General features: G+C 35.8%; 16 protein-coding genes. 7 read left to right on the top strand and 9 right to left on the bottom strand.

Annotated features, from left to right (window positions below):
- Positions 1-74: 74 nt before the first annotated feature.
- Positions 75-986, bottom strand: coding sequence for a DMT family transporter (locus tag AC3WTA_RS13805; protein WP_000808256.1), 912 nt, complete (start codon positions 984-986; stop codon positions 75-77).
- A 203-nt stretch (positions 987-1,189) separates the two neighbouring features.
- Here AC3WTA_RS13805 and AC3WTA_RS13800 point away from each other — a divergent pair, with 203 nt between their 5' ends.
- The 6 genes from AC3WTA_RS13800 (at position 1,190) to exsF (ending at position 6,413) form a co-directional block, all read left to right on the top strand.
- On the top strand, positions 1,190-1,921 hold the full coding sequence (locus tag AC3WTA_RS13800) for an alpha/beta hydrolase (RefSeq protein WP_001076857.1): 732 nt from the start codon (positions 1,190-1,192) through the stop codon (positions 1,919-1,921).
- A gap of 92 nt (positions 1,922-2,013) precedes the next feature.
- Positions 2,014-2,532: a YjcG family protein gene (locus tag AC3WTA_RS13795; RefSeq protein ID WP_000765870.1), complete on the top strand. Its 519-nt coding sequence runs from the start codon at positions 2,014-2,016 to the stop codon at positions 2,530-2,532.
- A gap of 1 nt (position 2,533) precedes the next feature.
- Positions 2,534-2,956 (top strand): GNAT family N-acetyltransferase, encoded by a 423-nt coding sequence (locus AC3WTA_RS13790; RefSeq protein WP_000543285.1) that lies wholly within the window; start codon positions 2,534-2,536, stop codon positions 2,954-2,956.
- Positions 2,957-3,055: 99 nt separating this feature from the next.
- On the top strand, positions 3,056-5,122 hold the full coding sequence (locus AC3WTA_RS13785) for an ATP-dependent helicase (RefSeq protein ID WP_000191182.1): 2,067 nt from the start codon (positions 3,056-3,058) through the stop codon (positions 5,120-5,122).
- Between the two features lie 143 nt (positions 5,123-5,265).
- Entirely contained in the window at positions 5,266-5,742 is a 477-nt protein-coding gene (gene cotY, locus AC3WTA_RS13780; RefSeq protein WP_002096791.1) for a spore coat protein CotY, read from the top strand.
- Positions 5,743-5,909: 167 nt separating this feature from the next.
- Positions 5,910-6,413 (top strand): exosporium protein ExsF, encoded by a 504-nt coding sequence (exsF, locus tag AC3WTA_RS13775; protein WP_000492937.1) that lies wholly within the window; start codon positions 5,910-5,912, stop codon positions 6,411-6,413.
- 77 nt (positions 6,414-6,490) lie between these two features.
- Here exsF and AC3WTA_RS13770 read toward each other — a convergent pair whose 3' ends face one another.
- Together AC3WTA_RS13770 and AC3WTA_RS13765 are read right to left on the bottom strand one after the other, a co-directional pair.
- A complete protein-coding gene (locus AC3WTA_RS13770) occupies positions 6,491-6,676 on the bottom strand; it encodes a hypothetical protein (protein ID WP_033657682.1) in 186 nt (61 codons plus the stop codon).
- A 101-nt stretch (positions 6,677-6,777) separates the two neighbouring features.
- Positions 6,778-7,137, bottom strand: coding sequence for a DUF1360 domain-containing protein (locus AC3WTA_RS13765; RefSeq protein WP_000899661.1), 360 nt, complete (start codon positions 7,135-7,137; stop codon positions 6,778-6,780).
- 125 nt (positions 7,138-7,262) lie between these two features.
- Here AC3WTA_RS13765 and exsY point away from each other — a divergent pair, with 125 nt between their 5' ends.
- The gene (exsY, locus tag AC3WTA_RS13760) at positions 7,263-7,721 is read left to right on the top strand and encodes an exosporium assembly protein ExsY (protein ID WP_001277728.1); all 459 of its coding nucleotides are present in this window, start codon (positions 7,263-7,265) and stop codon (positions 7,719-7,721) included.
- Positions 7,722-7,781: 60 nt separating this feature from the next.
- On the opposite strand, the gene AC3WTA_RS13755 is transcribed toward exsY, so the two are convergent.
- From AC3WTA_RS13755 to AC3WTA_RS13730, 6 genes are all read right to left on the bottom strand, one after another.
- Positions 7,782-8,312 (bottom strand): spore coat CotO family protein, encoded by a 531-nt coding sequence (locus tag AC3WTA_RS13755; protein ID WP_070168550.1) that lies wholly within the window; start codon positions 8,310-8,312, stop codon positions 7,782-7,784.
- Between the two features lie 141 nt (positions 8,313-8,453).
- Positions 8,454-9,224 carry an enoyl-ACP reductase FabI gene (gene fabI / locus AC3WTA_RS13750; protein ID WP_000421885.1) on the bottom strand — a complete coding sequence of 257 codons (771 nt, stop codon included), beginning with the start codon at positions 9,222-9,224 and terminating at the stop codon, positions 8,454-8,456.
- A 109-nt stretch (positions 9,225-9,333) separates the two neighbouring features.
- The gene (gene rfbD, locus AC3WTA_RS13745) at positions 9,334-10,188 is read right to left on the bottom strand and encodes a dTDP-4-dehydrorhamnose reductase (protein WP_000664405.1); all 855 of its coding nucleotides are present in this window, start codon (positions 10,186-10,188) and stop codon (positions 9,334-9,336) included.
- An 11-nt stretch (positions 10,189-10,199) separates the two neighbouring features.
- On the bottom strand, positions 10,200-11,171 hold the full coding sequence (rfbB, locus tag AC3WTA_RS13740; protein WP_070168548.1) for a dTDP-glucose 4,6-dehydratase: 972 nt from the start codon (positions 11,169-11,171) through the stop codon (positions 10,200-10,202).
- Between the two features lie 16 nt (positions 11,172-11,187).
- Positions 11,188-11,733: a dTDP-4-dehydrorhamnose 3,5-epimerase gene (gene rfbC / locus AC3WTA_RS13735; protein ID WP_000869423.1), complete on the bottom strand. Its 546-nt coding sequence runs from the start codon at positions 11,731-11,733 to the stop codon at positions 11,188-11,190.
- Between the two features lie 8 nt (positions 11,734-11,741).
- Entirely contained in the window at positions 11,742-12,479 is a 738-nt protein-coding gene (locus AC3WTA_RS13730; protein WP_000676171.1) for a sugar phosphate nucleotidyltransferase, read from the bottom strand.
- Positions 12,480-12,490 lie beyond the last annotated feature (11 nt).

The raw sequence follows: 12,490 nt of genomic DNA, 5'->3' as shown, positions 1-12,490 counted from the left end.
AACTCCCCCTCCTTCAACTAAATTTCTATAAAACAAAAAGAGAAGTATCACAACTTCTCTTTTCTCCTCTAACATTATATTTCCTGTGTATAAGCCGGTTCGTTCACTACATTTTTTGCTGTTCGTTTTTGTTGCTGTAGTAAGAAAACAGATACACCAAACAATACGAGCATGCTACCGATAATTTGCATGGCATTTAGTCTTTCACCTAGTAAAAAGAACGCTAATATAGATGCTCCAACTGGTTCTCCTAAAATACTCATTGAAATTGTTGTTGCATTTACGTAGTTTAATAACCAATTATTAATGACGTGTGACACTGTTGGCACAACTGCAAGTAAAAGAAAAACGGTCCAGTCCCACTTCGTATAACCTGTAAAAGGCACTTGCAATACTATATTATAAATCCCCATAAAAATACCTGCGAATGCAAAGACTGTAAAGCTGTAAATCCAGTGTGATACTTTCTTTACTGTCGTTTGCCCGATAAATAAATAACCAACAACCGCTATTACACTTAAAAAGGATAATATATCTCCATAAATTGCTTGTTCACTTAACCCTAAATCTCCCCACCCAATACACATTACGCCTAGTATCGCTATTCCCATTGTAGCAATGGCTGAGTATGTTGTTCTTTCTTTAAATAAGAAAAAACCTCCAACTAAAGATACGATTGGTTGAAGCGCTAAAATAATCGTCGAACTAGCAACTGTCGTATGCTTTAAAGATTCAAACCATAAAAGAAAATGAAGCGCTAAAAAAAAACCAGATCCAATTAAAAATCCCCAATCTTTTATTTGAATCTTACTAAACTCTTTCCGTTTTTTCCAAACGATAGGCAGCATAATAAGCACGATAATCCATAATCGATACATACTTAATATTGAAGATGGTGCTGAGGACATCTTTACAAAAACTGCTGCGAATGAAATGGCTATAATGGAAATTGCTAATGGTAGTGCGATTGATCTTTCTTGTTTCAAATTCAGTCTCCCCTCTCACCTGTCAAAAATCCCAATTCATTATATCCGTTTTCTTTCACAACTTAAATACTAATTTTTTAGATTCTTCGTACCATTATGGTAAAATAGAAACGAAAGCACCTATTAGTGAATATTTCTTTCTTTTTCACTACAAGCGTCGCTCTTACAATCATTACAGTAAATTTTTATTTAGGGGGATCCACATGAATCAAACAATAGGGAGAATTGAAGAAATTTCATTTTATAGCGCATCACTTCAAGAAGATGTTACACTTCTCGTTTACTTACCGGTAAATTACACACCACTGCACAAACATACAGTTGTAATTGCACAAGATGGTAGAGATTATTTTCAGCTTGGTAAAGCGCACCGTGTACTTGAGCGCCTTCGTGAAACTGAAGAAATTGACCGTACAATTATTGTCGGTATTCCATATAAAAATGTACACGATCGTAAAGAAAAATATTTCCCAAATGAAGTGAAAAACGCTGCTTATATTCGTTTCCTTGCTCATGAACTTGCACCATATATCGATGAAAATTATCCAACTTACCAAATGGGAAAAGGTCGTGTGTTAATTGGTGATTCTCTTGGCGGGACAGTTTCCTTCATGACTGCACTTATGTATCCGCATACATTCGGTAAAGTCGTTATGCAATCACCATTTGTGGATGAAACAGTGATGAGCTTAGCAAAAGACTTCAAAAATCCGGAGGCGCTAGACCTTTATCATGTCATTGGGACAGAAGAAACAGCTGTAAAACGCACTGATGGACAAGTTTCTGATTTTGTACAACCGAACCGTGAGCTCAATACGCTTCTGACAGGTAGAAATTTCATCACGCATTACGAGGAGTTTGAAGGTAACCACACGTGGAAATATTGGCAAACTGATTTACCGAAAGCTTTCTCTCATATTCTATCAATGAAATAATAGAGAGCAGTATTCAGAATAATTTGATATAATAGATTAAGAGATTTATTTTCTCAAAATCTAACTAGACTTACAAAGGGAGGAATTGGAACATGAAATTAGGCATTGTAATTTTTCCATCTAAAATGATTCAAGATAAAGCGAACGGATTGCGTAAACGTTATGATCCGCACTACGCATTAGTTCCGCCACATATTACATTGAAAACACCCTTTGAGACGCAAGATGAACAATTAGAATCGATTGTAAAAGAGTTACATACAATCGCAAGTAAAACGAACCCTTTCACCCTTCATGTCGGAAAAGTTGGTTCATTCGCACCTGTTAATAATGTTCTTTATTTTAAAGTAGAAAAAACACCTGAACTTACTTTCTTAAATGAGGAAATGCATAGCGAATTCTTTATACAAGAACGCGAGTACGCTTTCGTACCTCATTTAACAATCGGACAAGGCTTATCAGATGCAGAGCATGCTGATGTATTAGGTCGATTACGTATGAAAGATTTCTATTATGAACAACCAATTGATCGCTTCCATCTTCTATATCAATTAGAAAACGGAACGTGGACTGTATACGAAACATTCCACCTTGGAAAGGGGAACAACTAATTTGCACGCACAGATCGTACAAACGGACGAACAACTAAGAGATGCATTCTCTGTACGTAAACAAGTATTTGTAAATGAACAACAAGTTTCTGCTGACGAAGAGTATGATGAGTTTGAAGAAACTTCAACACACGTTGTTATATATGATAATGATGTTCCAGTTGGTGCTGGTCGTTTTCGCATACTGGATGGAATAGGAAAAATGGAACGTATTTGCGTACTAGCTTCCCATCGTAAAAAAGGCATTGGAAAAATTGTTATGGATGCACTTGAAGCGTATGCGAATGAAAACTCGCTACCAAAATTAAAGTTGCATGCCCAAACACATGCTGAAGATTTCTATAAGAAACTTGGATATGTAACGAATTCTGATGTATTCATGGAAGCAAATATTCCTCACATCGTTATGATAAAAGAATTGTAATTTGAAAACAGGAGGTATCCCCTCCTGTTTTTTACATTGCTATTTTCTTTTTCTTCCGCTAAAGTTAAATGTTGATGCTATAGTTTTGAAGGTGAATATATGACACAAGAAAAATTTTCACAAAAATCATTAACGCACGCTGATATTCCGCGTGCAACATACCATATTCCAAAAACATCTACCCATTTAATTATGGAAGAAGATGCAGATGCGGCGTATTTTCGCGCTCTCGAACAACAAAATGTTTTTTTAAATGAAAAACAATTAGAGGCCGTACGTACGACAGAAGGCCCTGTTCTTACATTAGCTGGTGCCGGAAGCGGGAAAACATCTGTTTTAACAACCCGCGTAGGTTATTTAGTAAATGTAAAACAAGTTCATCCACGAAATATTTTATTGCTTACATTTACACAAAAAGCAGCTGAAGAAATCCGAAACCGTGTAGCAAATTTACCAGGTATGAATCGTGCTGCAAGTAGCTACGTTGTTGCTGGTACATTCCACTCTGTCTTTTTAAAATTGCTTCGTAGTCAAGGATATAATCAGCAAATTTTAGCAAACGAAAAACATAAACAAATTATGATAAAGAAAATCTTGAAAGAATTGCGTCTAAAAGACGATTATGATGCTGAAACAATGCTCGCTATGATTTCACTTGAGAAAAACAAATTGAATCGTCCGAAAGATGTAAAAGCAAAAACACCCGTTGAACAAGAGTTTAAAGAAGTATACGAGCGTTTTGAAGAAGTAAAACAACGATATAATTATATTGATTTCGATGACATCTTATTAGAAACATATTATATGTTAGAAAATAACGTTCCTTTGCTTACCCAATTACAACAACGGTTCCACTATATTGAAGTAGATGAGTTCCAAGATACATCGTATGCACAATATGAAATTGTAAAATTGTTAGCCACGCCAAGAAATAATTTATTTATCGCAGGTGATGACGATCAGGCGATATATGGCTGGCGAGGAGCAAGTCACCAAATTATTTTATCTTTTCCAAAAGAATTTGATAACACTACGATTATCGCACTTAATACGAATTATCGATCCAATCCTTTTATCGTCGGACTTGGAAATGAAGTTATCAAACTAAATCAGGAGCGGTTTGATAAAGAGCTATATTCTGTGCGTGAAGAAGGTGTACAACCTTTTTACGCAAGACCTGCTACGACTCTTGATGAAGCAAATCAAATTTTGCAGCTCATTCAAGAAAAAGTAGATAGCGGCGAACGCAACTTTAAAGATTTTTGTTTACTGTATCGCACACATTCTGTAAGCCGTTCGTTACTTGATCAGCTTACAATTCACAAAATCCCGTTTATTAAGCACGGGGCGAGTCAATCATTTTATGAACATTCTTTAATTAAACCTGTATTAGATCATTTAAGACTGGTGATTGAACCGTTTCGACTAGAATCACTTTCAAATATATTGCCAACGATGTATATCGGGCGTGATGATTGTATTTCATTTATTGAACGTGAACAATGGAAATATGGTGAGGGGCGGTTCCCTTCTCTTCTTCATTTCTTATTATTAAATCCTAGCTTAAAACCTTTTCAAGTGAAAAAGGTAAATGAGCGTATCGATTTTATTAAATTTATAAAAGAATTAGAACCGAAAAAAGCATTAAAAGAAATTATTCATGGTAAAGGAAAGTATTTAGAGTACTTACAAAGTAACGATCGTTCTTCCTTTACGATGCATAAAGATATACAAGAAGAAATGTTAGAAGAATTAATGGAGTCAGCAACTCGTTTCACCGATATTCCAGCATACTTACAATTTATTGATGAAGCAATTCAAGGTCAAAAAGAAATGGAAGCATTAAAAACAATGCCGGAAAAAAATGCTGTTTCGCTTATGTCTATTCATAACGCAAAAGGCCTTGAATTTCCATGCGTCTTTTTACTTGGAGCGAGCGATGGTATTCTCCCCCATACTTCTTCTTTAAAAGATGCAAATGATCGTGTTACAGAGACTTCTGAAGCTTTAGAGGAAGAACGCCGACTACTTTATGTCGCAATTACACGTGCGAAAGAAGAACTTTACATTTCCTCTCCTCAATTTTTTAGAGGTAAAAAATTAGATATCTCTCGTTTTTTATATACTGCGCGAAAAGATTTATCTGAAAAGACATCCACTAAATAAGGATGTCTTTTTTTGTATTGCATTATGTACATCCCTCCTAATATAAATTACCTGTTTTCGTCATGATAATTAACGTAATATCAACCATATCTCATTCATATTGTAATAGTGTATGTCAGAACTCACGATAAGGAGTGAACATAATGAGCTGCAATTGTAACGAAGACCATCATCATCATCATCACGATTGTGATTTCAACTGTGTATCAAATGTCGTTCGTTTTATACATGAATTACAGGAATGTGCAACCACAACCTGTGGATCTGGTTGCGAAGTTCCATTTTTAGGAGCACATAATAGTACATCTGTAGCAAATACACGCCCTTTTATTTTATACACAAAAACTGGAGAACCTTTTGAAGCATTTGCACCAACTGCAAGCCTTTCTAGCTGCCGATCTCCAATTTTCCGTGTCGAGAGTATAGATGATGACGACTGTGCTGTATTGCGTGTATTAACTGTAGTATTAGGTGATACTTCTCCTGTACCACCTGATAATGATCCAATTTGTACTTTTTTAGCTGTACCAAATGCAAGATTAATATCGACCAACACTTGTCTTACTGTTGATTTAAGTTGCTTCTGCGCTATTCAATGCTTACGTGATGTTACGATTTAAAACTAAATAATGAGTTAAGCATGGATTGGGTGGCAGAATTTTCTGCCACCCAATCCATGCTTAAAAGGTATTATTATGTATTTTTTATAAAATTGGGAACTTGTCTAGAACATAGAACCTGTCCTTTTCATTAACTGAAAGTAGAAACAGATAAAGGAGTGAAAAACATGTTCTCTTCTGATTGCGAATTTACTAAAATCGATTGTGAGGCGAAACCAGCTAGTACACTACCTGCCTTCGGTTTTGCTTTCAACGCTTCTGCCCCTCAGTTCGCTTCATTATTCACACCATTACTATTACCTAGCGTAAGTCCAAACCCAAATATTACTGTTCCTGTAATAAATGATACAGTAAGTGTCGGAGATGGCATTCGAATTCTACGAGCTGGTATTTATCAAATCAGTTATACATTAACAATTAGTCTTGATAACTCACCTGTTGCACCAGAAGCTGGTCGTTTCTTCTTATCATTAGGTACGCCAGCTAACATTATTCCTGGATCAGGTACAGCAGTTCGTTCTAACGTTATTGGTACTGGTGAAGTAGACGTATCCAGTGGTGTTATTCTGATTAACTTAAACCCTGGCGATTTAATTCAAATTGTACCAGTTGAGTTAATTGGAACTGTAGACATCCGTGCTGCAGCATTAACAGTTGCACAAATTAGCTAGTAAAAAGCGGTATTTCTTCCTTAGAAATACCGCTTTTTATATTTATAATAAAAAACACTCACAGTAATATGAGTGTTTCATTCTTCATAATGTTTTATTGTGTTCTTCTTTTTCCCGCAATTACATCCCTTTTTCTTCACAAATCCTTGTTGTTGTAATTGTTCTTGGTATGCCTGTTGTTGTGCTTGGTGTTGTTGCTGTATATGATACCATTGCTGCAGGTCATATGAATTTTGCCTTGGACTATTACTCACAGCAAACATCTCCTCTACTGTCAATTCTGTCTATTTACTATATGAACAACTTTTTATTTCCGTTCCCTCATTCTTTTAAACTCCGCTTTTTCTCGTATTATGAAAATATATTATTCTCCTATAAAGTATCCTGTAATCGTTTCAATGATTGCTGCTGCTCCTGCAATAGCTAATAATGCAAGTAACGGCTCTGCAACGATAGGAATCCAATTATATAAAACTAATAAAAAAGCACTAACCCATACACCTGTACACCAATAACAGCTTAATAATTCTCCAATCCATTTTCTTAATCCTTTACCTTTTACTTTTGTAAAAGTTGATACACTTCCATCCGGCTCTGTAATCTCTAATTCATCAATAAACGGTCTTCGCAAAAAAGCTGTAATTTTATCATAAACAATTAAACGGGTGAGCCTAAAAGCAGCTAACGCGAAAATGAAAAATAAAAGCCAACTTGTAAACAGCATGATTCCACCTTCCCTTATCTTCTTTCGCCTATTTAAAAAAAAAGCTCTTGAGATTGTGACCAAATCTCCTCGACTCCAATATCTTATTAATGTAAATACAAACAAGAAGATAAGGAGTGACATTAATGAGTTGTAACGAAAATAAACACCATGGCTCTTCTCATTGTGTAGTTGACGTTGTAAAATTCATCAATGAATTACAAGATTGTTCTACAACAACGTGTGGATCTGGTTGTGAAATTCCATTTTTAGGAGCACACAATAGTGCTTCAGTAGCAAATACACGCCCTTTTATTTTATACACAAAAACTGGAGAACCTTTTGAAGCATTTGCACCAACTGCAAGCCTTTCAAGCTGCCGATCTCCAATTTTCCGTGTGGAAAGTGTAGATGATGATAGCTGTGCTGTATTACGTGTATTAACTGTAGTATTAGGTGATACTTCTCCTGTACCACCTGATAATGATCCAATTTGTACGTTTTTAGCTGTACCAAATGCAAGATTAGTATCGACTAACACTTGTCTTACTGTTGATTTAAGCTGCTTCTGTGCGATTCAGTGCTTACGCGACGTTTCTATCTAATAAGTGAAGTAAACTAAAAAACTATTGGGGTGGTAGAAGATTTCTACCACCTTTACATATTTAAAAGCCGGCCATACTAATCGATTGGATATCATCTATAGACAACTTAATATCTCTCATACTATTTTGCGGCATAATGGATACAATGCCATTACGATACGATATGATTGATCCAATATAAGAAACTGTAGCCGTTTTTATTCTGCACCTTACTTTCGGAATGTAATGAGGACGGTTTAATAAGAAATGAATTTTCTCATCATTATTCATATCCTTAAATGATTTATTATACGGAACAGTTCTAACTGGCTCTTGCTGTTCTTGTACTTGTTCCTCTTCTTCTATTTTTTCTTCTACTTGTTCTTCTTGTTGCTCTTCTTGTTGTTCTATTACTTCTTCCACAGCACTACTTACAGCATTTTCGTTTCTATTACTTCGCTCTTTTCGATCCTCATTTTCAAAGTTTGTTAAGATAATCCTTTTTATTTTCGGTGCAGCAAGTTCCATACTTACTTGCGCAATATATAACAACGGTTTTCCAACTGTTGAACTTTTATTTTTATTCTTCACACTCGTCCCTCCCACTTCCATACGTAGCTGAATAAATCGTGTACTATTATAGTTATATTCATAACGTGGTAAGAACTTTCGTTAAAAATCATTCTTTCTAAGAACAAATAAAAAGGACAATCTCAACATTTAGAGATTGTCCTTTAAAAATTAAAATTATATTTATCCTAGGATATGATACCCTGAATCAACGTGAATGTTTTCTCCTGTTACGCCGCGTGCTAAATCACTGAATAAGAATACTGCTGTATCCCCAACTTCTTCTGGAGTTGTTGTACGACGAAGTGGTGCGCGCTCCTCAATTTCTCTTAAGATTGAGTTAAAGTCGCCTACACCTTTTGCAGATAACGTACGAATTGGTCCTGCAGAAATAGCGTTAACGCGAATGCCATGTTGGCCTAAATCGTTAGCTAAATATTTTACACTCGCCTCTAATGAAGCTTTCGCAACACCCATAACGTTATAGTTTTTCACAACGCGCTCGCCGCCAAGGTATGTTAACGTTAAAATATTTCCGCCTTCTGTCATTACTTTCTTCGCTTCTCTTGCTACAGCTGTTAAAGAGAATGCACTAATATTTTGTGCAAGTAAAAATCCATCGCGAGAAGTATCTACAAATTCACCTTTTAAATCATCACGATTTGCAAAAGCAATACAGTGTGCAACACCGTGAATTGTACCAACCTCTTGCTTGATTGTTTCAAAGCAAGCTGTAAGTTCTTCATCATTTGTTACATCACAAGGTAATACAAGTGATTCTTGTCCTTCTAATGTGTCCGCTAATTCACGAACGTTTCTTTCTAAACGTTCTCCTGCATATGTGAATATTAATTTTGCACCTGCATTATGCAAAGAGCGAGCAATTCCCCACGCAATACTTCTTTGGTTCGCAACGCCCATAACAACAAATGTTTTCCCTTGTAATAGTTCCATGATATATCCTCCCAGAATTACTTATACTTGTTATTAGTACCTGATACTATAATTATAGTACCATAAAACCTCTTAAAGGCAAACAAAAAAGTCATTAACTTAAATTTTGTTAATGACTTTTTGTTTCTATAAAAAACCGCTCTAATCCTTCTTCCCAAGAAGGCATTTGTGAAAAACCATTTAATCGTAGCATGTTATGTTGGAAAACAGAATATTTCGGTCTCGCTGCCGCCGCTCCAAATTCTTCGGTTGAAACAGGTAATACATTCACTTTCATATTTGCATCCGAGAATATTTTTTTTGCAAATTCAAACCAAGAACATGAGCCTCTATTTGATACATGATACGTACCGTATAAAGAAGTGTGAATGAGCTTATTAATCATCACATTTAAATCCGCCACATAAGTAGGAGAACCAATTTGATCCGCTACAACAGATAATTCTGCTCTTTCTTTTCCTAACCGCATCATCGTTTTCACAAAATTGTTTCCATACTTACCATATAACCACGATGTTCGAACGATAAAATATTTATTATGTAACTCTTTGACAAACTGCTCTCCCGCATACTTAGAAGCCCCGTATACATTTATCGGTGATGGATTATGAAACTCATGATAGCCATCTGGTCTGTCACCTTGAAATACATAATCGGTACTAATATAAACTAACTTTGCCCCTACTAATTGTGAAGAAACCGCTACATTGCGAGCTCCTATTGCATTTATTACATAAGCAAGGTCTTGTTCTTTCTCAGCATGATCAACCTTCGTATACGCTGCACAATGAATAATTATATGTGGCCTTATCTCTTGTACCACTTGCTGCATTCGGGATATATTTGTTATATCTAGTAACTTTTTATCAAATGGATATATGTCATATTCTTCAGGATTTAACTCTTCTTGTAGTTGCTTTCCCAATTGACCATTTGCTCCCGTTATGATAATCCGTTCTTTCATTTATATGCCCCTTATTTTTCTTTTAGTGGTTTCCACCATTCTATATGATGTTCATACCATTCCACCGTTTCTTTTAGCCCCTGTTCAAACGTATACTGCGGTTCCCAACCGAGCTCATTCTTCATCTTTTGTGCATCAATCGCATAACGACGATCATGACCTAAACGATCTGTAATATACGCAATATCTTCTTTCGTTTTTCCTAAGAGAGAGATAATTTGTTCCACAACATCTATATTCGTTTTTTCATTATTTCCACCTATATTATATACTTCTCCTATACGTCCCTTATGCAGAACAACGTCAATCGCACTACAATGATCCGTTACATGTAACCAATCTCTTACATTTAATCCATCGCCATATAACGGTAGTTTTTTTCCTTCCAGCGCATTCGTAACCATTAACGGAATTAACTTTTCAGGATATTGATACGGCCCATAGTTATTGGAGCAACGCGTTACTATAACTGGTAATTGATATGTTTTATAATAAGATAAAGCTATCATGTCGGCGCTCGCCTTGCTTGAAGAGTATGGACTATTTGGAGCTAACGGGGTTTCCTCGGTAAATCGCCCTGTCTTCCCTAAAGAGCCGTACACCTCATCTGTTGATACTTGCACGAGTTTGATATGTGGATATTTTTTTACTAATTCTAATAAGGTGACTGTCCCAATTACATTTGTATCATAAAAAGGGATCGGATTTTCAATACTACGGTCCACATGTGATTCAGCTGCGAAATTTACAATCACATGGACGTCTCGCTCTTTTATGACATGCTCTAGCAGCTCTCCATTTTGAATTTCCCCTTTTACAAAAGAGTAATTCGGATGCCCTTGAAGAGACTTCACATTATTTAAATTCCCGCTATATGTTAATGCGTCAAAATTAATAATTTTATATGTTTCATATCTTTGTAACATGTAATTAACAAAATTACTTCCAATAAATCCGGCCCCACCTGTTACTAATATATTCATATAACAACTCTCCTACTCAAAAGCTATCTTCACATTCCTGAAGTAACGGTAATATTCGATCTTTATCAGACAAAATAGGACTCGTTACCGGCCATGGAATTGCTAATTCTTTATCTTCCCAAAGTAACCCTGAGTCATGTTCGGCACTATAATACTCATCTACTTTATACATAACAATAGTATGCGGGACAAGTGTACAAAAACCATGTGCAAATCCTTTTGGCACTAATAGTTGCCGGTGATTATCCGCGCTTAAAATATATCCTCTCCACTGTTTAAACGTTGATGAATCTTTTCGCAAATCAACGATAACGTCATAAATTGCTCCTTGCATAACTTGAATAAGTTTCGTTTGTGCTTTCGGATTCTTTTGAAAGTGTAATCCTCGAATCGTTCCCGACCTAGCTGAATAAGAGACATTATCCTGTACAAACGAATACGTAATCCCTAATATTTCTAGCACCTTCTTATTATAACTTTCTGTAAAAAAGCCACGCTCATCTCCAAACAACCTCGGTTCTAACAATTTCGCGTCGGTAAAATTTGTTTCTACAACTTTCATATTCTCACCTATTCTCCGTTAAACTGTTTCCCAAAGTTTATATCCTGCGCTAACGTATTCGCCCTTTGAAGTGAACCATGAGTTCCTGCATCAGTCCACCAACCGCTCATTTCATTATAAGTAAGTACCCCTCGTTTTAAATACCAATTATTGATATCTGTAATTTCAAGTTCTCCCCTCGCGGAAGGTTTTAATTCTTTTATATAAGAAAAAACTTTCGAATCATACAAATAAATTCCTGTAACTGCATAGGAACTTTTTGGCTCTTTCGGCTTTTCTTCAATTTCAATTATTTTTCGGTTTTGAATATTTGCTACACCAAATCTCTCCGGATCATCTACAGATTGTAGCAGTACTTTCGCACCTTCTTTTTGATTTGCAAACTCTTCAACGTACGGACGAATATCATCTGAAAAAATATTATCCCCTAATATAACTACCATACGATCTTTCCCGACGAAATCCTCACAAAGCCCTAATGCTTGTGCAATTCCCCCAGCCTTATCTTGCACACGATACGTAAAGGACACGCCAAACTCTTGACCGCTTCCTAAAAAACTAACAACATCTCCCATATGCTCTTTACCTGTAATAATCATAATATCTGTAATCTCGCATTGTTTTAGCTTATATACCGCATGATATATCATTGGATAACGTCCAACAGGAAGCAAATGTTTATTTGTTACTTTCGTTATTGGATATAATCTCGATCCAGTTCCACCTGCTAAAATAATTCCTTTCATCCTGCATCTCT

The sequence above is a fragment of the Bacillus sp. EB106-07-01-XG149 genome (genome assembly GCF_058791555.1).
This window is presented reverse-complemented; position numbering and strand designations above follow the sequence as displayed.